At 64.9% G+C, this 22704-nt stretch carries 23 protein-coding genes and 1 pseudogene; 11 read left to right on the top strand and 13 right to left on the bottom strand.

Annotation, left to right across the window (positions count from 1 at the left end; all coding sequences use genetic code 11):
* Window positions 1-4: 4 nt before the first annotated feature.
* The gene (locus ABD301_RS39885; RefSeq protein WP_344315217.1) at window positions 5-571 is read right to left on the bottom strand and encodes a CGNR zinc finger domain-containing protein; all 567 of its coding nucleotides are present in this window, start codon (window positions 569-571) and stop codon (window positions 5-7) included.
* 103 nt (window positions 572-674) lie between these two features.
* Here ABD301_RS39885 and ABD301_RS39880 point away from each other — a divergent pair, with 103 nt between their 5' ends.
* The gene (locus tag ABD301_RS39880) at window positions 675-1847 is read left to right on the top strand and encodes an epoxide hydrolase family protein (protein WP_163570962.1); all 1173 of its coding nucleotides are present in this window, start codon (window positions 675-677) and stop codon (window positions 1845-1847) included.
* 42 nt (window positions 1848-1889) lie between these two features.
* Here the strand turns inward: ABD301_RS39880 and ABD301_RS39875 are convergent, their stop codons facing one another.
* Together ABD301_RS39875 and ABD301_RS39870 are read right to left on the bottom strand one after the other, a co-directional pair.
* Window positions 1890-2087 (bottom strand): Rossmann-fold NAD(P)-binding domain-containing protein, encoded by a 198-nt coding sequence (locus ABD301_RS39875; RefSeq protein WP_163570959.1) that lies wholly within the window; start codon window positions 2085-2087, stop codon window positions 1890-1892.
* A 78-nt stretch (window positions 2088-2165) separates the two neighbouring features.
* Window positions 2166-3467, bottom strand: a complete 1302-nt coding sequence (locus ABD301_RS39870) for a carboxymuconolactone decarboxylase family protein (RefSeq protein WP_163570957.1) — start codon at window positions 3465-3467, stop codon at window positions 2166-2168.
* 118 nt (window positions 3468-3585) lie between these two features.
* Between ABD301_RS39870 and ABD301_RS39865 the strand changes: the two genes are divergently transcribed.
* Window positions 3586-4563, top strand: coding sequence for a helix-turn-helix domain-containing protein (locus tag ABD301_RS39865; RefSeq protein ID WP_163570954.1), 978 nt, complete (start codon window positions 3586-3588; stop codon window positions 4561-4563).
* Window positions 4564-4675: 112 nt separating this feature from the next.
* Here ABD301_RS39865 and ABD301_RS39860 read toward each other — a convergent pair whose 3' ends face one another.
* Both ABD301_RS39860 and ABD301_RS39855 read right to left on the bottom strand, forming a co-directional pair.
* Window positions 4676-5098 (bottom strand): nitroreductase/quinone reductase family protein, encoded by a 423-nt coding sequence (locus ABD301_RS39860; protein WP_163570951.1) that lies wholly within the window; start codon window positions 5096-5098, stop codon window positions 4676-4678.
* A gap of 377 nt (window positions 5099-5475) precedes the next feature.
* Window positions 5476-6399: a class I SAM-dependent methyltransferase gene (locus ABD301_RS39855; RefSeq protein WP_344315216.1), complete on the bottom strand. Its 924-nt coding sequence runs from the start codon at window positions 6397-6399 to the stop codon at window positions 5476-5478.
* Between ABD301_RS39855 and ABD301_RS39850 the strand changes: the two are divergent.
* Together ABD301_RS39850 and ABD301_RS39845 are read left to right on the top strand one after the other, a co-directional pair.
* A pseudogene (locus ABD301_RS39850) lies at window positions 6284-6655 on the top strand (TetR/AcrR family transcriptional regulator); the annotation flags it as partial. The gene ABD301_RS39855 and the pseudogene ABD301_RS39850 sit on opposite strands and share 116 nt — an antisense overlap.
* 79 nt (window positions 6656-6734) lie before the next feature.
* Window positions 6735-6992, top strand: a complete 258-nt coding sequence (locus ABD301_RS39845; protein WP_344315215.1) for a transposase — start codon at window positions 6735-6737, stop codon at window positions 6990-6992.
* A 515-nt stretch (window positions 6993-7507) separates the two neighbouring features.
* On the opposite strand, the gene ABD301_RS39840 is transcribed toward ABD301_RS39845, so the two are convergent.
* Genes ABD301_RS39840 through ABD301_RS39830 form a run of 3 tightly spaced genes read right to left on the bottom strand, consistent with a single transcriptional unit; the run spans window position 7508 to window position 10675 of the window.
* The gene (locus ABD301_RS39840; protein WP_344315214.1) at window positions 7508-8956 is read right to left on the bottom strand and encodes a serine hydrolase domain-containing protein; all 1449 of its coding nucleotides are present in this window, start codon (window positions 8954-8956) and stop codon (window positions 7508-7510) included.
* 40 nt (window positions 8957-8996) lie between these two features.
* Window positions 8997-10466 (bottom strand): amidohydrolase family protein, encoded by a 1470-nt coding sequence (locus ABD301_RS39835; RefSeq protein ID WP_344315213.1) that lies wholly within the window; start codon window positions 10464-10466, stop codon window positions 8997-8999.
* Entirely contained in the window at window positions 10463-10675 is a 213-nt protein-coding gene (locus ABD301_RS39830; RefSeq protein WP_163570945.1) for a hypothetical protein, read from the bottom strand. Before ABD301_RS39830 ends, ABD301_RS39835 begins: the two co-directional genes overlap by 4 nt.
* A gap of 78 nt (window positions 10676-10753) precedes the next feature.
* Between ABD301_RS39830 and ABD301_RS39825 the strand changes: the two genes are divergently transcribed.
* Entirely contained in the window at window positions 10754-11377 is a 624-nt protein-coding gene (locus ABD301_RS39825) for a TetR/AcrR family transcriptional regulator (RefSeq protein WP_344315212.1), read from the top strand.
* A gap of 233 nt (window positions 11378-11610) precedes the next feature.
* Here the strand turns inward: ABD301_RS39825 and ABD301_RS39820 are convergent, their stop codons facing one another.
* Genes ABD301_RS39820 through ABD301_RS39805 form a run of 4 tightly spaced genes read right to left on the bottom strand, consistent with a single transcriptional unit; the run spans window position 11611 to window position 15447 of the window.
* Window positions 11611-12438, bottom strand: a complete 828-nt coding sequence (locus ABD301_RS39820; protein WP_344315211.1) for a Gfo/Idh/MocA family protein — start codon at window positions 12436-12438, stop codon at window positions 11611-11613.
* Complete coding sequence (locus tag ABD301_RS39815; protein ID WP_279581732.1) at window positions 12439-13245, bottom strand: carbohydrate ABC transporter permease; 807 nt, start codon at window positions 13243-13245, stop codon at window positions 12439-12441.
* Entirely contained in the window at window positions 13242-14177 is a 936-nt protein-coding gene (locus tag ABD301_RS39810) for a carbohydrate ABC transporter permease (RefSeq protein WP_163570940.1), read from the bottom strand. Before ABD301_RS39810 ends, ABD301_RS39815 begins: the two co-directional genes overlap by 4 nt.
* 4 nt (window positions 14178-14181) lie before the next feature.
* Window positions 14182-15447 carry an ABC transporter substrate-binding protein gene (locus ABD301_RS39805; RefSeq protein ID WP_344315210.1) on the bottom strand — a complete coding sequence of 422 codons (1266 nt, stop codon included), beginning with the start codon at window positions 15445-15447 and terminating at the stop codon, window positions 14182-14184.
* Between the two features lie 184 nt (window positions 15448-15631).
* Between ABD301_RS39805 and ABD301_RS39800 the strand changes: the two genes are divergently transcribed.
* The 6 genes from ABD301_RS39800 (at window position 15632) to ABD301_RS39775 (ending at window position 21714) form a co-directional block, all read left to right on the top strand.
* On the top strand, window positions 15632-16645 hold the full coding sequence (locus tag ABD301_RS39800; RefSeq protein ID WP_344315209.1) for an NAD-dependent epimerase/dehydratase family protein: 1014 nt from the start codon (window positions 15632-15634) through the stop codon (window positions 16643-16645).
* The gene (locus ABD301_RS39795; RefSeq protein ID WP_344315208.1) at window positions 16645-17625 is read left to right on the top strand and encodes a dihydrodipicolinate synthase family protein; all 981 of its coding nucleotides are present in this window, start codon (window positions 16645-16647) and stop codon (window positions 17623-17625) included. Before ABD301_RS39800 ends, ABD301_RS39795 begins: the two co-directional genes overlap by 1 nt.
* 20 nt (window positions 17626-17645) lie before the next feature.
* A complete protein-coding gene (locus tag ABD301_RS39790; RefSeq protein ID WP_344315228.1) occupies window positions 17646-18905 on the top strand; it encodes a helix-turn-helix domain-containing protein in 1260 nt (419 codons plus the stop codon).
* Between the two features lie 103 nt (window positions 18906-19008).
* Complete coding sequence (locus tag ABD301_RS39785) at window positions 19009-20253, top strand: DegT/DnrJ/EryC1/StrS family aminotransferase (RefSeq protein ID WP_344315207.1); 1245 nt, start codon at window positions 19009-19011, stop codon at window positions 20251-20253.
* Entirely contained in the window at window positions 20243-20956 is a 714-nt protein-coding gene (locus tag ABD301_RS39780) for a hypothetical protein (protein ID WP_163570166.1), read from the top strand. Before ABD301_RS39785 ends, ABD301_RS39780 begins: the two co-directional genes overlap by 11 nt.
* Entirely contained in the window at window positions 20953-21714 is a 762-nt protein-coding gene (locus ABD301_RS39775) for an amidohydrolase family protein (RefSeq protein WP_344315204.1), read from the top strand. The genes ABD301_RS39780 and ABD301_RS39775 overlap by 4 nt, the downstream gene beginning before the upstream one ends.
* Here ABD301_RS39775 and ABD301_RS39770 read toward each other — a convergent pair.
* Window positions 21696-22643 carry a dihydrodipicolinate synthase family protein gene (locus ABD301_RS39770; protein WP_344315202.1) on the bottom strand — a complete coding sequence of 316 codons (948 nt, stop codon included), beginning with the start codon at window positions 22641-22643 and terminating at the stop codon, window positions 21696-21698. The genes ABD301_RS39775 and ABD301_RS39770 overlap by 19 nt on opposite strands.
* Window positions 22644-22704 lie beyond the last annotated feature (61 nt).

Genomic DNA, 22704 nt, shown 5'->3' with positions numbered 1-22704 from the left:
TCGATTACTTTGCTGATGTGGACTGGTTGGCATGGAATCGCGCCTTCTTCTGACGATTCCCGCACGTGTTCATGTCACACCATTTGCGAGTGCGACTTTGGCTGGTGTCAAAGAAAGCGGCCTGGCAGGTTGGTGATGCACACAAGGCCAATTTTCCGTCTCGTTCGCCTGCGAGGATGCTGATCGCGTCGGCGGCGATCACGCTCAGGGCATCTTCTACGCAGGAGGCCGAACTGAGCAGCCATCGGCGCTCTCCATCGGACGTCAGGACAGCCGCGGCCCGCCCCTGAGAGCTGCGGTCATTGATGACTTGGACAGCTGTCGCCGGAAGCGGGTCTTGGATCGCGGCCGCTGTCGCCGCGGCGTGAATTGACTCCCTCAGTTCCCGAGCGAGGGCGAGCTGGGCGGTAGTGCTGGAGTCCACGGCAAGGCCGTTCACTGCCAGCCAGTCGACGAGCCGGTGCGGCGTGGGAATGCGCTCCACCGCGTTGCCGTGACGCTCCGAAAGAGTCCCCGTGAAGCTGGTCGCCAGCACGTTACCGAGGCGGAAGTCAGGGAACCGAGCACGCATGGAACCACCTTAGCTGGTTGCGCGCTGCCGTGAAGACGTGTTAGAACCGTCTTAGCCGGTTCACGATAGGCCGTAACCGGCTCCGCGATGGCCTGGAGGTCTCATGCCCCGCCCAACCAGCGACGTCCAAGCGTGTGAAGCCCACGTACCTGACGCTGACCTCGACGAGCTGCGCGCCCGATTGGCCGCGGTGCGGCTGCCCGAAGCAGAGACGGTCCATCGCGCCGGGCCGGACCCTCGACGATGGGAACAGGGCGTTCCTCTCGCCGACCTTGTCGATGTCGTGAACTACTGGCGCACCGGGTACGACTGGCGGGCCTTCGAAGCTCGCCTCAACCGGATCGGCCAGTTCCGTACGACCATTGATGACCTGGGAATCCACTTCCTGCACCGCCGGTCCGCGCGCGCGGATGCCACTCCGGTGATCTTGACCCACGGCTGGCCGGGCAGCATCGCCGAGTTCGTCGATGTCGTCGACGAACTGGCCGATCCGAAAGATGCGGACGCACCGGCGTTCCACGTCGTGGTCCCGTCGCTACCCGGCTTTGGGTTCAGCGACAAGCCGGCCACCACCGGGTGGGGAACCGAAAAGATCGCGGCCGCCTGGGTGGAACTGATGGAAAGGCTCGGCTACCGCAGGTTCGCGGCCCACGGCGGCGACTGGGGAGGAGTGATCACCACGGTCCTGGGCGGCAGGTTTGCGTCACACGTTCTCGGCATCCACACAACACTCGCGCAGGCACCACCCGGGTTGACCACGGACGGGCTGACGGCGGCCGAGCGCAAGTGGACCGAGGAAACCCGCGACTTCTGGCACCATCACGCGGCGTACGCGAAGCAGCAGGCGACCCGACCTCAGACCATCGGCTACTCGCTCGTCGACTCGCCAGTCGGGCTTCTTGCCTGGATCCTTGACAAGTTCGCCGAATGGACAGACACCGAAGACAGCCCGTTCGAGACTGTTTCCAGAGACCGCGTTCTTGACGACGTCACCCTGTACTGGCTGACTCGCACCGGCGCATCGGCAGCGCGCATTTACTACGAAAGCCACGACTCGCTCGACCCCGAACTTCGGGTCGACGTCCCGTCAGCAATCACCGTGTATCCCCGCGACATCGAGAAGTGTCCGCGCCCCTGGGCACAGCAGCGGTACCGACAGATCGTCCGATGGAGGTCGCCCGACACCGGCGGGCACTTCCCGTCGCTGGAGGTTCCCGAGTATTTCGTCAAGGACCTGCAAGAAGGCCTCGCGGCAGTGCTGGCCGCCAGTGGGTGAACCCCGCCGCGCAATCGTACGGGCATTGCCGTGTCGATCGGATCAGGTCGGGTGCAGGCCACCGTCCATGAGCAGGACCTGCCCCGCGAGGTAGCCGTTGGACAGGACCGCCATCGCGAGATCGGCCACTTCGGCGGCCCGGCCGTACCGGCCGACCGGAACGCGAGGCACCCCATCAGGCAGGTTTTCAGTCATGTCCGTACCGTCGATCAAAGCGGGAGCGATGGCGTTTGCGGTCACCCCGCAGCCAACGGCCGGAGGCGCCGGTCAGCAAAGTCACCTGGTCGGTCAGGCGTGGCGAAGCGGCTGGACTGGCGGTCATGAGAAGGCCACCGGCCGCAGCTGCCAGCCATCGCCTCGCGGGACGAGTTTTCCCAGCCCAGGCCAGCTGAAGTGGTACGCATGGACCAGCCATCCGTTTGTCGCGGCCTGGTGCAGCAACGTCCGGCGGGATTGGCGGGACTGCTGGTTGTCGGCGTCGACGACAACGTACGAATCGGGCTCGGCGAGCTGGATGACCTCGTGATGCGCGAACTCGCCGCCAATCAACAGCGTCTCGCCGCCGTCGTCGAGCCGCAGCGCGGTGTGCCCGCAGGTGTGTCCCGGTGCCGCGACGGCCGTCAGCCCAGGTACGACTTCCTTCCCGTCGACGAGCCAGCTCACCCGGTCCGCGATGGCCGCGGTCAGCTCGCGCCCGACCGCGCGGGCCGCCTCGGCAACGTCATCGGGCACCTGCGCTTTTCCGAAATCACCGACGTCACGCCAATGCAGGTACTCGGCCTCGGAGATTCCCACCTGCGCATGGGGAAACGCCAGGCTGCCGTCCGCGGTCAGCAGCCCACCCCAGTGGTCCTGGTGTCCGTGCTGGACAAGCACGAGGTCCACGTCGGCCGGATCGAAGCCGGCGGCGAGGAAATGGGTCAGGAACCGCCCCTGTGTGGGTTGGGCGAGACCGTGCGCGTACGCGCTCTCGGGTGGGCCCGATCCCGGGTCGACCACGATCAGGCGATCGTCGTGCTCGAGCACCAACCCATTCAGCGAAATTCGTACGCGATCAGTCGGCAAGCCACGTCCTCGCAGGAGCTCGGCCACCTGCTGCTCACCAATTCCGCCTCCGAACATCGCCGCCGGCAGATACGCGTGCCCGTCGGACACGACGGTCACTCTGGTCGTACCTACGTGAAAGGTGTGGTGACCATCGGCTGTCGGGCCGGGGTGGGCAGCAAAAACCTCCTTCGCGGCAAGCAAACCGTTGACCGCGGCGGGCCATCCCGCGTAGACCGCCATCTGCATGAGCACTTCGACGATCTGCGTACGGTCAATGCCCGCGGCGAGCGCTGACTTGATGTGCCCGGCCAGTTGCCGGTCCCGCCCCATGGCACACAGTGCGGCCACCGTGACCAGTTCTCGCTGCGCAAGGTCAAGGCCGGGCCTCGCCCAGAAGTCGCCGTACGCCACCTCGACGGTGAGGTCGGCGAAGTCCGGGGCCATGTCGGCCAGCAGCGTACGCAGCGCGGCACGATCGCCGCTCTGGTCCAGTTTTTCCAGCACTGCCAATCCCGCGGCGCGCCGGTCCTGCTGGCTGGTGGGTCGGGTGGTCTCGTGGTTGTTGTTGTCCATGCGGCCGAGTTTCGACCGGGCACGGCTACCCCACCAGCGCCGAGAACATGCTGGTCCGCGCCTGACTAGTACAAACAGGGCCACCCAGCGACGCCTGCCACGCGTTTAGGCTGGTGGGGTGAACGTTAAGGCCGACAACCACCGCGAGGCCGGACTGTTTTTACGGTCCCGCCGCGATCGCCTCAGCCCCGACGAGATCGGCGTCCCGCTCACGAACACCCGGCGGGTGTCCGGGCTGCGACGCGACGAAACGGCGAGGCTCGCCGGCATCAGCGTCGAGTACTACACGCGGCTCGAGCAGGGCCGCGCCGGGACGCCGTCTGACAGTGTGCTCAACACGGTCTCCCGGGCGCTCCAGCTGGAGGAAACTGGGCTGAGTTACCTTCGCGACCTTTACGAGCGTACGCCGGTCAAAAAGCCGCGTGCCGCAAAACCCGAACGGGTCCGGCCAACTTTGCGACGGTTGCTCGACGCGGTCACGACTCCAGCACTGATTTTCGGCCGCTGCACCGACGTACTCGCCTGGAACAGTGGTGCAGCGGCCCTGCTCGGTGATTTCGGAGCCAGACCAGCCGACCAGCGCAACCTGGCTCGCCTCGTCCTGCTCGACGATGGGTACGCCAGCCTCATGGCGGATTGGGAAAACGTCCCCCGCGAAACTGTCGGAATCCTGCGAATGGCAGCCGGTCGCCACCCCGACGATCCGAAACTCGCGGCGTTGGTCGGCGAGCTCACCCTCAAGAGCAAGGACTTCAGCCGTTGGTGGAACACCCATGACGTACGCCAAAAAGCCCATGGAACCAAACGGCTTGACCATCCAGTCGTCGGCAGCATCAAAATCTCGTACGAAACTCTTCACCTGCCCAACGAGCCGGACCAAACCCTGGTCACCTATTTCGCATCGGAACCCGACAGCCCGGCGGACACCGCCCTCACACTGCTGATGAACTGGACCGCACCCGACCCGGTAGCACCCGGCGACTACGACATCCCGCAGAACGTGATCGAGTGCGCGAGCGAGCTGTTGGATTACCCGCGGCACGCTTTTACCGGTGCAGCGTACGTTCGACACGATCCCGATCCGACAATTTCATGAAACAGGTCTATGAAATCGAGGCAAAGGTGTAAAGACCAACAGATCTACCTACACTAGGCAGACGTTGACCCTATTTGCATAGGCACTTTGTGATTGTGGCCCGTGAATACAGTCAGAGCAGGCGCTGGGCGAGCACCATCGGGATGGTGCGCTCGGTTCTGCCTTGGTGCGTGTCGGTTCCCGCCAGCTGTGACGTGAGCAGTTCGTAAAGGCGATCATATTCCGCGCCGCCGACGAATGTGGTCGCATTCACCGTGAACTTCTCGCCGCGCAGCTCGATGGTCGCCTCGGGATAGGCGACCAGGTTGACATACCAGGCCGGATGCTTCGCTGCGCCGATATTGGAGGCGAAAAGGACGATCCGGTCGTCGTCGCCGTCGGGCACCCAGCCCAGCGGGACTGTGTGTGGCCGGCCGGACTTCGCGCCGGTCGTGGTGAGCAGTACGAGGGTGCTGTTCTCGAACCGCCCACCCAGTTTGCCTTTGTTGGCGCGAAATTCGGCGATAAGATCTCGATTGAAAGCCTTCATGTCCATGTCGGGAAACCTTTCAAAAAAATCTATGTCGCAATGCAGGGTCGAGATTGCGACGAGGCAAACCTGGATGATAGCTCATCGCCCGCGCAACCGACTGCCCACGTGGTCACAATTTTCGGCATGGCGCACCCTCGTGATTCGACGATACGAGGAAACCGAGATGCGCACTCGAGGGTGCGGTGTCGATTCTTGTTTGTGCGGCATTCACGGCTTCTTCGCGGCTACGCCACAACACCACGCCCGGTCGTCGTCTTTGGCCAGATAAGCAACGAGACAGCAAGTAAATCAATGCCGAAGAGCCGACACCATCGCCGCGCGCCGGGCAACCAACTGGGCTTGGGCACCCTCATGTTTGCTGAAGCAGACCAGTTCGATGGTCATTGTTTCGTGGGTTTGTTGAAGATGCCGCTGACGTAGCACAGGTCGCTCATCCGCAGGTCGTCGTTCACCAGGGACGGGAGGTCGTTGGCAGCCAGCAGGTCTCGGGTGCTGACTGCGTTGAGAATCCAACCGTGGTTGGCCAGGTAGGCAGCAGCTTCGTTGCGCTCACCGAAATACCGCAGCCTCCCCATGTCGGGGTCGAACCCGTACATACGCCATTTCTCGGAAATGCGGTCCAGGTGCTCCCTTGTCCTGTCCTCATCACCCGACTGCGGGTTGGCCCTACTTTCGGTGGCCACCCGACTGCCCGGCGCGCTGAGTTCGGTGATGGTGTCCAGCAGGCGGTCCTGCGCCTTCGGCGGCAGGTAGCCCAGCAGACCTTCCGCGCTCCACGCACTCGGCATGGCCGGGTCGAACCCAGCGGCCCGCAGTGCGGCTGGCCAATCCTCGCGCAGATCGGCGGCGGCCACCCTCCGATCGGCGATGGCCTGCGCGCCCAGTGCCGCGAGGGTGCGGGTCTTGAACTCGATGACCGGTGGCTGGTCGACCTCGTACACCACGGTCCCGGCCGGCCATGGCAGGCGGTACGCGCGCGAGTCCAACCCCGAGGCCAGGATGACCACCTGCGTGATCCCCGCGTTCACGGCGTCGAGGAAGTACTCGTCGTAGAACTTGGTACGCACCGTGGCTCCGTCGATCGCCACCGGGTCGACCAGGTCACCGGCAGGTAGTGCACCGGTCGCCAACCGGGTGAGCAGGTCGATGCCGACCGCCCGCACCAGCCGTTCGGCGAACGGATCGTTGATGAGCCGGCGAACCGAGCGACTCGCTATCGCCCTCGTCATCGCGGCCATGGTGGCGGTCGCACCGACACTGGAACCCAGGTCCCAGCTGCCTCCGTCGTACCTGGTCAAAGTCACGTTCTGGGTACCCCTTTCCTCTGCTGGTAAAACCGTAACCGGACAGCGCGGTCCACCGACTAATCTGAGAGCAATGACCGATCGTTTGCCTCGCCGCCCGCGTTCGGACGCCCGCCACACCCGCTATCGCATCCTGGACGCGGCCCTCACGGCGTTCGTCACCGACGGGCTGGACGTGCCCATCCGGGTGATTGCCCGGCGCGCCGAAGTCGGACCCGCGACTGCTTATCGGCATTTCCCAACCAAGGAAACGCTGCTGACCGAGGTGTTTACCGTACAGACGCTCGCATGGCGATCAGTCTTGAACGAAGGGCTCGCCGACCCAGATCCCTGGCATGGCTTCTGCCGCACCATCGAGAAGCTCTGTGAGTTGCAAGCCCGCGACCACGGCTTCACTTCGGCTTTCAAGTCCGCGGGCGAAGAAGCATCTGCGGCGGGCGATCCTGGACGCGATCTTCTACCTGGTCGGCGGTGGGATCGCCTGGCGTCAACTGCCCAGCGACTTCCCACCTGCCATGACCGTGTACAGCCCCTTCCACAGCTGGGCGAAAATCGGTGTCTGGCAACGGATACACGACGCGCTTCGTGATTGACCAGCTCGAATCTGGCGGATGTGGGCTGGGTGGCGGTGCGTACCAACGGTCTGATGGTGGGCGGTTGGGAACTTTCGGGAGGGTGCCACAGGTCTGGCCCGGGAGGTCGCGGTGAAGGACTACGGCGTAGCCGCGACGATGCCGCAGGGATAAAGCCGGGCGCCTCACCCATCGACCGAACAACAGTGAACACGGGAACCGCTTGCTGATCGTTCCCTCGGCCGCTGCCCGCCGACGATTACTCCCCTACCGTTCCCTAGATTTTTCCTGACCATTGGTAGCTGCCAATGTGCCGCGCGTGTTCCTACGACAGATAAAAGAGCCAAATCGGTGATTCCGCCGCTGCCGCAGCAAGGAATCGCGTCTCGCCTTTCGATTTCGGTTTCGGAGTGGCGCCGCCAACCAACACCGCCGATGTGAACACCGGCTACACGGTAGCCGGCTTCTGCGACGGACGCGAGTCAGGGCCCGACGTCAATCGCTCCGACGGCCAACAAGGTTGAGGTACAGCTTCTCTATGTATCTCGGCGGGCGAGCGCTAGCGCTCTACCTACATGAGATGGATGGCCGTCGGGTGTCGTCCCGTGGAATGAGACCAGGTTCATGCGGCCGAATGGCCCAGTGAATGACTCCGCAGGACGATCGGCAGGGGCAAAGATCCCGTTGCTAACGGGGGCTAACTTTGTCGGTTGCGGGCCACCGGCGTACGCGCCCAGGCGCGCATGATCACTGTCCATGGGCTCAAAGGTGACGGAATGTTCCAGGTGACCCTCGACTGTCCGTACGTCGTGGCGGTATTGCAAAGTTCGGTACGTCCCTGCATAGCCCGCCAATTTCGCAGCGTCGTCAACTGACGTCGCCGCGTCGAAGGTGACCGTGACTGGCACCTCGAGGCCGAGGTAGTCGCGCAGTAGCCACAGGGTATGGCGCTCATGCCGTAGAGGCGCACCTGGGCCGCTGCCGAAGGCGGCAAATGCGAAGTCATAATCAGGCAGCACAATCAGGTGTGAGGTACAGCCCGGCGTACCACCGATATGCCACATGGCAACGGTGGAGCCAAATTGCAGCAGCCACCATCCATATCCGATCGGAGGGATGTTGGGAGTTTGCATGTCGTGGGTGACCGTACGCATCAATGCACTAAATTCGGCCGACAGTACGCGCCGGCCGGAAGGGGACCGACCGTTGGCGAGGTGAGTTCGGGCGAATGCCAGCAGATCGGCGATGGTGACGACAGCAGTGGAGCCGGCAGCCGCCCCGGACGGAGGCAATGCGAACAGGTCGACTGGGCGGATTGTGCCTGTGCGGCGATCGAGGGTGTGACCGACTGCCGTGCGTCGCATGATCGCTTGCTCCGCCGAAGTCGCCGAGTCGGCCATGCCCACCGGTTCGTACAGTTCGCGCTCGAGCAGTTCGGTGAACGGTATACCGGTCACCACTTCCAAGATCCGGCCAGCAATACTGAAGCCCGGATTCGAATAGGACACGAATTGTTCCACCGGGAAGAGAGTGCCGCAGCCAGCCAGGGCGTCAACGTACGATTTCACGGCGTCCCGCCCGCGTACAGCTGAGGGCATCAGACCAGTGCCATCGATGCCGTGGGTGTGATTCAGCAGATGACGCACGCGCAGGGTATCGACGTGGCCAGGTGTTTGCAGGGTCAGGTCGGGCAAATATGCAGTGACGGCACCATCGAGGTCAATCTCGCCCCGCTCGACATAGCGCATGACCAGAGTAGTGGTCATTGCTTTCGTAATCGATCCCAGCGGGAAACCCGTGTCCTGCGTCATGTCGATACGGGCAGCGGTATTTGCATACCCAGCGCAGATCACACGCTGTTGGCCGGCGTGGTAAATCCCCGCGAGGTAGCCGCCGACGCCAGGCATTCCAGTGGCCCCGGCCAACTCTGACGCCTGCTGTAGCTGTCGCTCGAGGCCGGTAACCGCCTCGGCAATCCCCTTCATCATTTCTCCTGATTGGTTCAAAGTCCGCAGAATCGTGACGCTAACGAGGTGACGCGCGCAGCGGACGTCCCGGAAAGGCATCGGGCACGATAGTGCCGTCGCATACGACGGGCGTTCCTGCGACGAACAGGTGACGCACGCCTACTGACGGCTGGGTCGGGTCTTGGTATGTTGCCGCGTCACAGATCCGATCGGGATCCAGTACAACGATGTCCGCGTCAGCGCCTAGATGTCCCTTGTTCCGTGCTGCCGCAACAAAATCGAGCAGACGAGCAGGCAGGAGCGAGCAGCGCCGGAAGACCTCGGGCCAGGTCCAGGTACCTGTTTCGCGAACCATTCGCCTGATCGTCTTCGCAAACGTTCCGGCCGTCCGGGGATGTGTATGCGCTCCGGCCGGGAGCGGCCACAAGCGACTGTCGGTCGCGCCACCTGGCCACAGCAGTGGTGTCGCGTCGCTAGCCACGATAGCATCCGGGTAGATCATTGATGACCAGAGCAGCGCCTCGTCGGCGGCGTCCTGCTCGTCGAGGAAGTCCACGATGCACAGAGTGCCTGGTTCGGTGGTCCTGATCTCACGCAGACGATTCACGTCGGCGACACGTTCTCCTGAGGGCAGCAGCACGATGTCGGACGGTTGCAGGCCCCAGGCGGACAACCGTTCTGGGGCAAGGAAGAACGCACCCACCCCGGAGCTCCCGGCGCCGTAAGGGTAGGCCTCGACGGTGACCTTGGAACCGGCGGAGCGAGCCTCGGCCAACGTCGTCAATACCCGGTCGATATGTCGCCGCGATGTGGAATTGACGTGGCAGTGATGCATGCGGGCACCGGTTTCCGCGGCGGCTCGCACAATCTCCGCGGACCCGTCGATCGGTGTGTTCGGGTCGGCCTCTGCCAGTTCCCGCACATGGGTATAGGTCGGTACGCCCGCGGCAGCGGCGAGTTGCGCTACTGCCAGAAACTCCGCCGGGTCACTGCTGGGCGCGTACCCCACCAGTACGCCGATACCCAGAGCACCCGCAGCCAATTCGTTAGCCAGCAATGCCAGGACTGCTTCCAGCTCCTGTGGACGTGACGGGCGTTGCCATTGTGGGTCGCCAAGCATGGTCAGAATCCGGAATATGTTCGCGTCCGTATCGGCGCCGGTCATCACCTGACCGCGAGCCGCCGCCCAACTGGCGGAGAACCCGTAATGCAGTGGCCGCCCCTGCTCAGCAGCGCGACGATAGCCCACGTCGACTGGCAGCAAACCAGCCTCCAGATCCAGTGCCATGGTGACGCCGTCGAGCGCTTGTAAGCGATGGCCAGCGATGCTGTGAACATGACTGTGTAGATCAATAAAACCTGGCCCGACGATCAGGCCGGTAACGTCGACCACAGTGTCAGCATTCTGAGCGGACAGATCCATCCCGATCGCGGCGACGCGTCCGTCGTGGACCAGCAGATCAGCGACGCCATCCTGACCTGACGCGGGATCGACGACGCGACCTCCCCGCAACAGAAACGAGCTCATGGGGAGATGGCCCTGTCGCTGTGACTGCCGATAAGCCCATCGGCATTGGACCGGGCGATCTTGCGGCGGTCCCGTTGATTGACCGCGGTGGCATCGAACCAGCTCGATGCCTTGGGAGTGACGTACTGCGGAATATCTCCAACGAAGTCCGCTGTGAGGAAGTGTTCCTCCCAGGCGGTTTTTGCGGATGTCGCGCCGAAGCCCTCCACTTCGACACCTCCCGTCAAAGCCGGTCAAGCGGCTTGTGCTACGCTAGCGTAGCACAAGCTTGAAAGGCCGGTGCCCGCTTGCCAGCGCGATCAGCACGTACGGACCCTCGGATAGCACGTTCGCGTCGGGTCATTATTGAGGCGACGCTTGAGTTGTTGGCAGAATGCAGCTTCAGTGCGATAAGCATCGAGGCCGTTGCCGCCCGATCTGGCTCCGCGAAGACCACAATTTACCGCCACTGGCCAACCAAGCAGGATCTGTTGATCGATGTTGTCGATGAAGCCCTTCCAGTCGCAGAAGCGCCCGATACCGGCCGCGTCGCCGACGACCTACGACATTTTGCCCATGACCTTGCGCGGATCCTGAAGACGGAGCTGATGTCCTCGCTTATCACCGGCGTCGTCGACGCCTCTGAGCGTGAACCGGGAATGGCAAAACTACTCGCAGATTTCACCGTTCGGCGGCGGAGACCTATCCACGGCAGCGTGAAACGCGCGATAGCGCGCGGTGAACTCGACGCCGCCGCCGATCCCGATCTGATCGCGAGCCTACTCCTTGGCCCCCTATTCTACCGACGGCTGATCTCCCACCAGCCCATTAATAACGCATTCCTCAGCCAGCTCGTCAGCGCGGTCCTTGCCGCGGCTGGAGCGACGCCAGTTCAGGGCGGTGAGCGGTCAGTCCGCAGCCTCTTGGACTGATTAAACCACCGAGGAATAGGTTTGCCGAGGTTTGCGCCGATATTGCGATCCAGAACGAGGCATTCTTTCACGAGAGCCTAACGGTGATATGCCTCCATACAGAGTTGCTTTGTTTGTCTCATCCCAGCCAAAGCCGTTTGATCGTCGCGGCGGCCGAGTCCGCAAGAGGCGGCGACGTCGACGGGTGCAGCCCGAGAAGCGTCATGCTCCTTGGCACGTTGAGTAGCGGATGGTTAGCCTTGCCCGTACGAGCTGCCGTCGAGCAGTGAATGGACGGCGGCGAGGAACTGCACTGGCCGCAGCAGAAGTTCGTAAGGCACTGGCGGCTGTCCGGTGCGCACCATCTCGACGAAAACGCTCAGCCCGCGGTGGAAATAATCCGCGCCGAGCCGCAGCTCGGCCGCCGACACCGTGGCCTGCGTTGTCACCATCAGATGAAAAGGTACGGGTTTTTCGTTCGACCGCACCAGGTGGGTGGCGACCGCCGTGTCGCCGACCGTCGCGGTGGCGACGATCGCGCCGGGCACTTGTCGTACGCGTACGTCCCGGATCGGGCCTGGCGCCAAGGCGAGCGCCAGCTCCACCGGGTGGATCCCATAGAAAAAGATGCCGGCGTACGGGCTGGCCGGGTCTACCGGACCGGTCGCGACCACTGAGACCGGGCGAACCGCTGGAAGAGCGAGGAAGTCCGGATGCCAGCGCAGTGCCGAAAACGACGTCAACGGCGTGCCGGAGTCAACGGCCGTACGGATAATCGCCTCGGCGTCTTCGACGTTCGCGGCAAGCGGTTTGTCAACGAACGTCGGGATGCCGGCGCGCAGGAAAGGAATGGCTTGGGCGGCATGCCGGCGCCCGTCCCGGTCCGCGACGATCACGGCGTCGACCAACCCCAGCAGATCCTCCGCCCGCTCGACGACACGCGCCACGCCGACGTCACGGTTGGCCTGCGCGATGGCGACGACGCGAGCGTCGTCGGCGTTCCGCTCGACATTGAAATAGCGGACCATGTGGTCGACGTGTGAGCTTTCGGTGCCGATGATGCCGATCCGCGGGCCGTCCATCTACTTCATCCCACTCATGGTCACGCCCTGGACGAAATACCGCTGCAGCAGCAGATAGACCAGCAGGATCGGGATGAACGTGACGACCGCGGCGGCCATCGTGACCGCGAGTGAGACGTCTTTCGCCTGTAGGCTGTAAAGTCCGAGGGTGAGGACGTAGTTGTTCGGCGACCGCGTCGCGACCAGCGGCCACAGGAAGTCGTTCCAGTGCCACAGGAACACGAAGACGCCGAGGGTCGCGAGGATCGGTTTGCACTGTGGCAACACGATCTGGAAGAAGACCCGCAACTCCCCCGCCCCGTCGATCTTCGCCGCCTCGATCAGCTCGTCCGGGATGCCGATAATGAACTGGCGCATCAGAAAAAGCGCCTGCGCGTTGGCCAGCGTCGGCACGATCAGACCGGGCAACGTGTCCAACAAACCCATTCGCGAAATGAGCAGGAACTGCGGGATCAGGGTCAGGTGATAAGGCACCATCAACATGGCGATGAAGGTCCAGAACATCGCTTTGCTGCCGAAGAAGCGTTTCTTCGCGAAGGCATAGGCGGCGATTGACGCGAACACCAGCACCAGCACGACCGAGATCAGCGAGTACGCGAGTGTGTTGCCGATCCAACGCGCCACGTCGCTGCCGGCCAACGCCTGCGCGTACGCCTGGAAATTGACGTGGATCGGCAGCAGCGATCCTGGCAACGAGAGTGGCTTGCCTTCCTGGACCGACAGAACAACCATGACATAGAACGGAAAAACCGTGGCGATCGCGACGAGCGCGAGCGGCAGGTGGGCCAGCATGCGCCGCCGCTTCACGAGTCCTCCCGGAACAGTCGGCGTTGCCACAGCGAGACCAGCAAGGTGATGACGAAGAGCACGACGCCCGCCGCGCTCGCGTACCCGAAGTCGAAGTAGTGAAATCCTTGGTCGTACAGGAAAAACACCAGTGAGTAGCTCGAGCGGACCGGTCCGCCGCCGGTCATCACATAGATGACGTCGAAAACCTGGAACGACTGGATGAGCTCCAGGACCACCACGAAAAACAGCGCCGGCTTGAGCTGCGGCAGCGTCACATGCCAGAACCGTGCCCACGCCGACGCGCCGTCGACCAGCGCGGCTTCCTGGTATTCCTTGGGAATCGCCAGCAGGCCGGCGAGCAGGATCAGCATGTCATAGCCGAACCGGGTCCAGACGCTCATCAGCGACAGCGAAGGCAGGACCATCGCGCCCGACGAGAGCCACGACACCGGTCCGACACCTATCGCGCTGAAAAGCCAGTTCAGCGGCCCGTTTCCGGAATAGATCCACTGCCAGATCACGCCACTGGTGATCAGGCTGGTGATCACCGGGAGGAAATACAGCGCGCGGTAGACCTTGATGCCGCGGATCGACCGCGCGCACAGCTGGGCCATCGCGAGCGACACGACGACGGTCAGCGGCACGGCGATCAGCGTGTAGGTCAAGGTGACCTGCAGCGCGTTCCAGAACAGCGAGTCGGTGAACAGGCGCTGGAAATTGTTCACGCCCTGCCACTGAATCGTCCCGGTGATCCGGTATCGCACCAGCGACAACAGCATTCCAGCGAGCGCCGGGCCGAGCCGGAAAATCACGAACAGCAGCACGTACGGCAACACGAACAGCAGCGCGATCGCCGAGCCGTCCCGGCGCATCCGCTGCCAGCGCGATGGCGCCCTCTTCCGGCTGACAGAAGAGCGCGTCGTCCGCTTGGTGAGCAGGTCAGTCGCCATCCGCTCAGCCGCGTGCCAACAGCGCGTTCACTTCGGACGCGGCCGCGTCCAACGCCTGCTGCGGCTGTGCCTTGCCGAGCAACACGGCCTGCAGATGCGGTTTGATCAGGTCCATCAACGCACGCCCCTGCGGGCTCAGCACGCCGGGTCGCATCAGGTCGAGGTATTTCTCCTCGCCACCGACCAGCGGGTCGCTGGCAAACAGCGAGCCAACCGACTTGCGCGGCGCGAAGAAGTTCCGCGACTTGTCGTACGGCCCCATCTGGCTGGCCAACGTGACCCACTGGACCCATGCCTTCGCGGCCGCGGTGTTTTGGCTCGACTGCAGGACGGACAGGCCGCCGACAGTGCCGTAGCCGACCGACTTCACGTCCGTCAGTGGCGGACCGACCTGGTAGTTGGCCTTGGGCAGTTTGTACGTCGACAGGTCAGCGGACGGCGTCGAGATCGTCATGCCCACCTTGGCCTGCGCGAACGGGCTGGTTTCAGCCTGCAATGCGGTGGTCAGCGCGTCCTTGGGCGTGTAGCCGCTGTCGACGAGCTTCTTCACGAACTGCAGCGCCCTGACTCCGGCTGCCGAGTTGATCGTGCATTTCTTTCCGTCGGCGGACAGCACATCGCCGCCGGCCTGCCACAGCAGCGGATAGAACGTCTGGTTCAGGGTTTGCGTCGGATCACCCGCATATGTAGTCGCGTAATAACCCTTTGCCTTGATTTTCGCCGCATCGGCGAGAAACTGGTCCCAGGTCTGCGGAATGGACGTGACGCCCGCGGCCTGCATGACGTTCTTGTTCACCATCGTCGTGGTGACCGACATCAGCAGCGGCACGCCATAGAGCTTTCCGTCGTACGTCATGGCCTGCAGCGCGTTGTCCCGGAAGTCCGAGCGGTCCTTCGTGATCACGTCCGACACGTCGGCGAGCGCGCCGGTGTCGGCGTACTGCGAAAGCTGGTCCGGAATCAGATAGACCACGTCCGGCCCTTTGTTGCCGGCGATGGCGGTGGTCAGCTGCTCATCCCGGTTGGCCCACGGCTGCACGACCACGTCGACGGAGACCTGCGGGAACTTCTTCCGAAACTCAGCCACCTTGGGCTGCCACCAGGTCTTCTCCAGGTCGGCGCTGATCGGGTAGATCCACATCGTCACCTTGCCGGCCACCTGGTTCGGGTCGGACGGCACGCCGCCGCTGGAACCGCAGCCGCTCATCACCAGGCCAAGCACGCCTGCCGCGACCAGCGCGGCAACACGGCGGATCCGGTCCATACGCATGACAGTCTCTCCTCGCCCCGCCTTGGGCCAATTACGGTCGTAGCCGAATTGGGCATGACCATATCCAGGCTCTAATTCTTGGTCAATAGGCAGCCAGGATCCGAGCCACTTCCGCTTGCTAGTGACGCAGGCGGTTCCATCGGCTATTTTCGGCGTGACCGTTATTGCTCGAAGGGGGTGGCAGATGTCGCTGGAGCAGATCGCCCGGCGGGTGTACGAACCGGACGACCGGCTGGTCGACCAGCTCGCGAAGACCGATGGTGACCTGGTTGTTCTCGGCGCCGCCGGCAAAATGGGAGTCAGCCTGTCGCGGATGGCGGCCGAGGCCTTCCAACGACTGCCCGGCGACCGACGCGTCCATGCCGTGTCCCGGTTCAGCGACCAAAGCGCGCGCTCCGAGCTGGACAACGCGGGCGTACGTACGGTCGCCGCCGACCTCACCGACGAGGCCGCGTTGACAGCGCTTCCCGACGCTCCCAACGTCCTCTACATGGTGGGCCGCAAGTTCGGTACGTCCGACGACGCCGCGACGACCTGGGGCCTCAACACCTATCTGCCCGGCCGGGTCGCGCAACGCTACGCCGGCGCACGGATTGCCGCGTTCTCCAGCGGAAACGTCTATCCGCCGCAGCCTGTGACGTCCGGGGGCGCGGACGAGAACCAGCCACCCGACCCGGTCGGCGAGTACGCCCAGTCGTGCCTCGGCCGCGAGCGCGTACTGGCCTACCACACGCGGCTGACCGGCAGCCCGCTCGCGATCATCCGGCTCAACTATGCGATCGACTGCCGTTATGGCGTGCTGACCGACCTCGCCCGGGCGATCCAGGCCGGCGACCCGGTTGACCTGGGCAACGGCATGGTCAACGTGGTCTGGCAAGGCGACGCCAACCGCTATGCGCTCAGCTCGCTCGCATATGCGGACACACCGCCTTTCGTGGTGAACGTGACCGGCCCCGAGACCACGTCCGTACGCTGGCTCGCCACCGAGCTGGGCCGGCGGCTCGGTCGCCGACCGGTCTTCGCCGGCACCGAGACCGACACGGCGCTGTTGTCCAACGCGGCCCGCTGTTTCGGCCTGTTCGGCTATCCGGCCGTGAGCCTCGCCGAGATGCTCGACTGGACCGTCGGCTGGCTGGCCGAAGGCGGTCAACTGCTCGACAAGCCGACGCATTTCACCGAGCGCAAAGGACAGTTCTGATGCTGAGCGAGGAAAAACGCGCTCGGCTCCGCGACGGCCTGGTGATTCCGGCGCATCCACTGGCGTTGCGCTTCGACCGAAGCCTTGACGAACCGCGGCAGCGAGCCCTGACCCACTACTACCTGGACTCCGGAGCTGGTGGCGTCGCGGTCGGCGTCCACACGACCCAGTTCGAGATCCGGGACCACGGGTTGTACGAGCCCGTTCTCGCGTGCGCGGCTCAAGAGGCCGGCGACAACCTGCTGGTCGCTGGGGTGTTAGGGCCGACCGAAAGGGCCATGGCCGAGGCGAAACTCGCCGCCGACCTCGGTTATGACCTCGCGCTCGTCGCCACGCCCGGTTGGGGCACCGCACCGGACGCGGAGATCCTCGACGGGGTGGCCGCCATCGGCGAAATCCTGCCGGTTTTCGGCTTCTACCTGCAACCGGCGCTCGGAGGCCGCCGCTTCGGCTATGACTTTTGGCGCGCGTACGCCGAAATCCCGTCGGTCGAGGCGATCAAGCTGGCGCCTTTCGACCGCTATGCGACGCTCGACGTGGTACGGGCCGTGGTCGACTCCGGGCGAGCCGGCGAGATCGCGCTCTACACCGGAAACGACGACAACATCGTCGTCGATCTCCTGACGCCGTACCGATTCGGCGAGACGACCGTCCACATTGTCGGCGGCCTGCTGGGCCAGTGGGCGGTATGGACCCCAGCGGCTGTCGCGTTGCACGCGGAAGTCCGGGCGATGGTGCGCAACGGCGAAGCCGTGCCGTTGGAGCTGCTGACCCGGGCGGCGCAGCTGACCGACGCGAACGCCGCGGTTTTCGACGCTCCCAACGGTTTCGCCGGCAGCATCGCCGGCGTGAACGAGGTCCTGGTCCGCGACGGTCTGCTGGCCGGCAACTGGTGCCTCGCCGACCACGAGCGGTTGTCGCCCGGCCAGGCCGACGCGATCACCCGGGTGGCCGGCGCGTACCCACGTCCAGCGTCGTGACATGGCACGATGCTGGCGTGATGGCCAGCGGCGGAACGGCGACGATGCAGGCGACGATCGCGGTGATCGGGCCGCCAGACCTCGTTCGGCTGGTCGCGCAGGTCGCTAGCCGGGACTTCCCGCATCTGCGAATTCGCCCGATGCCGTACAAAAACGAAACCGAGGCCGTCGACCTGGTCCGCGACCGGCCCGCCGACATCGATGCCTGGCTGTTCACCGGAACGATCCCCTACACCCTGGCGCAGCAGGCCGGCGTCCTGGACCGGCCCGCCACCTACATCACCTATTCCGGTGCGACGCTTTATCGAGTGCTGGTCGAACTTCTGTCCAGCGGCCGAAAAGTCGACCGGATCAGCATTGATACCCTGGACCGTGAGCAGGTCGTGGAGGCGATGCGCGACGCGGCACTGCCGATCGACGGCGTACGCGTGATGGAATACCGGCCCGGCCGGGACGCCGCGCAGTTCGTTCAGTTTCACCGCAAAGCCGCCCGCGGCGCGGCGCACAGCGTCGCGATCACGTGCGTACGGTCGGTTTACGACGAGCTGAACGGCGAAGTCGAGACCGTCCGACTGGCGCCGGCCATCGTGTCCGTACGCGCCGCCTTGCAGACCATCGCGCTCGCCTGCCTCGGCCGGGTCACCGGCGACGCCCAGGTCGTGCTCGGGTTCGTCGACGTGTCCGATCCGGATCCGGAGCTCGCGGACGACGTGACCGCGCTCGCGGCCAGCCTTTTCACCTTGTACGAAGGACGATATCTGCTCGTCACGACCCGTGGAATTCTGGAGGAAACGACGTCGGGTTTCCAGCAGCTGCCGTTGTTGACCTCGCTCAGCCAGCGACACATGTGGGCGCATGTGGGCCTCGGCGTCGGCCGTTCGGCCGCCGAAGCCGAGGCGCTGGCCCGGCGCGCTCTCGCGCGTTGTCGCACCGCCGGGCCGTTTTCGGCCTTCGTGTCGCTGGGAAACGGCGGCGACCTGATGCTCGCCGGTGCCGGTCATTCCGAAGCGACGCCCGACGAACCGATTTCGGTCGCGGTCGCGGCGCGGCGATCGGGGCTGTCGCGCGGAAATCTCGACCGACTCAAAGCGATGCTCGACCAGCACGGCGACGACGGTGTGACCGCCGGCGACATCGCCGAAGCGCTGGACGTGGAGCCACGTTCGGCCCGCCGCACGCTCAAGCGACTGGAACGCGCCGGCGTCGCACAGCCGGTTGGCCGGGTCCTCGCCGGCACGTCCGGCCGGCCACCGGTCATCTATCGCGTACGCCTTAAGTAGCAGGTCCTGTTGGGTTTCGGCGCTGCCGTAATTGAGCCCATGCGAACCTCGAGTAGACGCTGATAAAGCTTGAACTTAATTACGGTCGTGCCATAATCGAAGAATGACGCTGGCGATCGATGGGGGCACGCCCGTACGGGAGGCGCCTTTCCCGTCTGTGATGGACGCTTCCGGACGGACCTTCGGCGCGGACGAGGCGGCCGCCGCCGCCCGAGCGGTCGCCTCCGGCGTGCTGTGGCGCGTGACCGGGACGGAGGTCGCCGCGCTGGAGCGCGAGTTCGCGGACTATGTCGGCGCCGCGCACGCCGTCGCGAGCACCTCAGGAACGGCGGCGCTGCATCTGGCCGTCGCCGCGGTCGACCCGGCCCCCGGCGACGAGGTCATCGTGCCGCCGATCACCGACTTCGGCACGGTCATCGCGGTCCTCGCGTGCAACGCGGTGCCGGTCTTCGCCGACGTGGATCCGCTGACCGGCTGCCTGACCGCCGAGTCGGTCGCGAAATGCCTTTCCGAGCGTACGCGTGCGGTCATCGCGGTCCATCTTTTTGGCGGAGCCGCGCCGATCGACGAGATCGTGGCGCTGTGCCGGTCGCGCGGCGTCGCGGTCATCGAGGACTGCGCGCAGGCCTATTTGACCGTCCCGGCGGGCGGCGACACGATCGCCGGCCGCCGCGGCGCCATCGGTTGTTTCAGCCTCCAGCAGTCCAAACACATCAGCGCCGGCGACGGCGGATTGACCGTCACGGACGATCCCGACCTCGCCCGGCGGATGCGGTTGTTCGCCGACAAGGGCTGGCCGCGCGACACCGGGGAGCGTACGCACCTGTTCTTTGGCTTCAACTATCGGATGAACGAAATGGTCGGCGCGGTCGCCCGGGTCCAGCTCGGCCGGCTCGCCGAGGTGGTCGCGGCCCGGCGTTCGGTGGCCCGGCGGCTCGTCGCGGAGCTGGGTGAGCTCGCCGGGCTGCGGCTGCCAGCCGAGGTCGACCAGCACAGTTTCTGGTTGTTCCCGATGATTGTCGACCCGGATGTGCTCGGCGCGAGCAACGCGGGCTTCGGCAAGGCGCTCGCGGCCGAAGGAATTCCTGTGACGGCCGGCTATCTCGACCGTCCCGTCTACCTGACACCGGCGATGACCGAGCGGCGGACGTACGGCGGCTCGGCCTTCCCGCTGACCTGTCCCCCGGCCAGTCGCGAATTCACCTACCAGGCCGGCGACTGCCCAGTCGCCGAGGATCTGATCGGCCGCACTTTGCTTGTGCTGCAATGCAACGAGCGCTTCACCGACCAGGATGTCACCGACATCATCACGGCAGTGCGTAAGGTCCACGGGCATTATGCGAAATGACCCGATCGCGATCGACTGCGATGTCCTTTGCGGCACCTGGCCGGCTCGCGCCGAGCTGGATTTCGGCTGGCCTGCCGTGCGAGCCAGACTTGACACGGCCGGCATTGGCGAGGCGATGGTCTGCTCGGGCCGCGGCGCCTGGTTCGACGATGTCGAAGGCAACACCGAAACCCTCGCGCTGACCGGCGCTATCCCGGTCGGCACGATCAACCTGCGCAACGCATTGCGAGCCGCGGCGATCGTCCACCGACTCGCGAACGCTGGCGTACGGGCCGTCCGGCTTTTCGGGCCGTTGCAAGGTGGTGAACCGCATTTCCCGGGCTATCGGCACGTCGTCGACCAGATCCTCGACGCCGGAATGGTGCCGCTGGTCGAAGGCGATGTCCGGCACTGCTGGCAGGCCTTCGCCGACCGCGGCGCACGAGTCGTTTTCCTGGACGTCCATGCTTATCACGTCGCCGACTTCATCCTGCTCGCCACCCGCGAACCGGGATTCGTCGCCTCCACGCGACTGCTGAACGCGCCGGACTCGATCGAGATCGTCAACGACGAGGTCGGCGCGAGCCATCTCGTTTTCGGCTCCCGTACGCCCCTGCACGACACGTCGCCCGCGGTCCTGCGGATGCGCCGAGCCCGTCTGGGCGATGCGGACTGGGCCGCTGTCACCGGAGGCACGATGCGCTCGCTGCTGGAGAAATCGTGAAGAACCATCCGGTCATTGACGTTCACGCCCATTGGGGCCCATGGTTCTTCGCCATGGACATTGGCTCGGACTCGGAAAACCTGCGGGTCATGGACGAATGGGGCATCACACTGCAGGTCGTGTCGGCGTCCGAAGCCGTGACGTACGACGCGCCCGGCGGCAACGCGAAACTGGCCCGAGTCCTGGAAAAGCAGCCGCGGCTGCGTGGATATGTGGTCTGCAACCCCAACGACCTGGCCACCTGCGAAGCCGACCTGCGGCGTTTTCTCCCGCTCGACTCGTTCGTCGGGGTGAAGATCCACACCGGCTATCCACGCCGGGAGATCACCTCCCCACAGATGCGGGATCTTTTCGCCCTGATGAACAACTTCGACGCGGTCGTCCTGATCCACAGCTGGGGTCCGGACGTGCTGGATCTGGCGCGGTTGGTGGACACCAACCCGCGGCTGCGGGTCATCGCCGCCCACATGGGCGCCGACCGTTGGGATCTCGCCGCCCAGGCGGCGCGCGACCGCGACCGGCTCTACCTGGAGCCGTCCGGTTCGGTCACCGATGCCGGCCAGGTTGCATATGTGGCCGCGCGCGTACGTCCGGAGCAGCTGCTTTTCGGTACGGACGCGACGCTGATCGATCCCGCCGTGTCGTTTGGCCTGGTGCAGGACGCCGGCCTGACGCCGGCAGTTGCCGAGGCGATGTACTGGCGCAACGCGGCGGAGCTTTTCGGGCTGGGCGGCGCGGTTCAGGCCGTCTCGTCGTAGGCGGCATGGACCTTCGCCCGCTCTTGCGCGGCGAGGCGCCCACCATGCGGATCGTAGGCGGACCTCGACGGGAGGATGCCTTCGCGCTCGGCGACCCACAGCATCCGCTGCACGTATCCGTCCATTGGCGCCCGAAAAGTCGCGTCGGCGAGCCGTTCCAGCCGTTCAGAGGCGGCCAGAAACCCAGCCGCGTCTTTGGCGAACCACGTTCGCATCAGCTGCCTGGAGACGTGCGTCGCCGCGGCGGCGATGCCGACGAGCGCGGCGTCAGCGCCCCACATCAATGACGGGCCGAACATCCGGTCCTCACCGGTGATGGCGAGTCCACCGCCGGCATGGATCGCGGCGATCGCGTCCTGGCAGGCCATCGCGTCGTAAAGCGTGGCCAGCTTGACACCGGCGACCTCGGGCCTTGCCACCAGCTCGATCAGCAGTCCGGGATCGTACGGGACACCGCCGGCCTCTGGATAAAGCAGGAATCCAATGACGGGAAGACCCACGCTGGCCGAAACCTCGACGTGCATGCGGATCGTACGCGCGGATCTGGTCCGCACGGCCCGCAAACTCGGCGCCGGAAAGACCATCAGCGCATCGGCGCCGCCGGCGGCCGCGTCCTCGGCGAGCCGCTGGACGCTCACAAGCTCATCGGCGAAATCGCCGACAGCATCGGGCCGTGGACCGACGGCGGCGAGCAGCGGGCCGTCCGTACTGGCGCGAAAAGCTGCCAACACCGCCTTTCGCTCCACATCGGACAGTTCCAACCCACGTGCCGTGTGTGCCCATACACAAACGCCATCGACGCCAGCCCCGATTGCTGCCGCATAGTTTTCCAAATCCTGCTGGACAATCCGGCCGTCTTGGTCACGCGGCGTCGCGGGCGCGGCGATCAGCCGGCCGCGCAGGGCCGACGCAAACGCTGCCGAATCCACGCGCACCTCCAGCCATCGAAAACTCCTGCGCATCTTCGCATGCGCTGCCGTACGGGCGAAA

Origin of the sequence: Fodinicola feengrottensis, assembly GCF_039530045.1 — a bacterium.
Classification (GTDB): Bacteria; Actinomycetota; Actinomycetes; order Mycobacteriales; family HKI-0501; genus Fodinicola; species Fodinicola feengrottensis.
The sequence above is the reverse complement of the archived record's forward strand: the minus strand, read 5'-3'. Positions and strand labels throughout refer to the sequence as shown.

What these genes read in the sequence shown, in the direction of transcription:
- ABD301_RS39885 (WP_344315217.1), bottom strand. Translation starts at nt 571, where the DNA reads ATGCGTGCTCGGTTCCCTGACTTCCGCCTCGGTAACGTGCTGGCGACC.
- ABD301_RS39880 (WP_163570962.1), top strand. Translation starts at nt 675, where the DNA reads ATGCCCCGCCCAACCAGCGACGTCCAAGCGTGTGAAGCCCACGTACCT.
- ABD301_RS39870 (WP_163570957.1), bottom strand. Translation starts at nt 3,467, where the DNA reads ATGGACAACAACAACCACGAGACCACCCGACCCACCAGCCAGCAGGAC.
- ABD301_RS39860 (WP_163570951.1), bottom strand. Translation starts at nt 5,098, where the DNA reads ATGGACATGAAGGCTTTCAATCGAGATCTTATCGCCGAATTTCGCGCC.
- ABD301_RS39845 (WP_344315215.1), top strand. Translation starts at nt 6,735, where the DNA reads ATGGCTTCTGCCGCACCATCGAGAAGCTCTGTGAGTTGCAAGCCCGCG.
- ABD301_RS39840 (WP_344315214.1), bottom strand. Translation starts at nt 8,956, where the DNA reads ATGAAGGGGATTGCCGAGGCGGTTACCGGCCTCGAGCGACAGCTACAG.
- ABD301_RS39835 (WP_344315213.1), bottom strand. Translation starts at nt 10,466, where the DNA reads ATGAGCTCGTTTCTGTTGCGGGGAGGTCGCGTCGTCGATCCCGCGTCA.
- ABD301_RS39820 (WP_344315211.1), bottom strand. Translation starts at nt 12,438, where the DNA reads ATGGACGGCCCGCGGATCGGCATCATCGGCACCGAAAGCTCACACGTC.
- ABD301_RS39810 (WP_163570940.1), bottom strand. Translation starts at nt 14,177, where the DNA reads ATGGCGACTGACCTGCTCACCAAGCGGACGACGCGCTCTTCTGTCAGC.
- ABD301_RS39805 (WP_344315210.1), bottom strand. Translation starts at nt 15,447, where the DNA reads ATGCGTATGGACCGGATCCGCCGTGTTGCCGCGCTGGTCGCGGCAGGC.
- ABD301_RS39800 (WP_344315209.1), top strand. Translation starts at nt 15,632, where the DNA reads ATGTCGCTGGAGCAGATCGCCCGGCGGGTGTACGAACCGGACGACCGG.
- ABD301_RS39795 (WP_344315208.1), top strand. Translation starts at nt 16,645, where the DNA reads ATGCTGAGCGAGGAAAAACGCGCTCGGCTCCGCGACGGCCTGGTGATT.
- ABD301_RS39790 (WP_344315228.1), top strand. Translation starts at nt 17,646, where the DNA reads ATGGCCAGCGGCGGAACGGCGACGATGCAGGCGACGATCGCGGTGATC.
- ABD301_RS39785 (WP_344315207.1), top strand. Translation starts at nt 19,009, where the DNA reads ATGACGCTGGCGATCGATGGGGGCACGCCCGTACGGGAGGCGCCTTTC.
- ABD301_RS39780 (WP_163570166.1), top strand. Translation starts at nt 20,243, where the DNA reads ATGCGAAATGACCCGATCGCGATCGACTGCGATGTCCTTTGCGGCACC.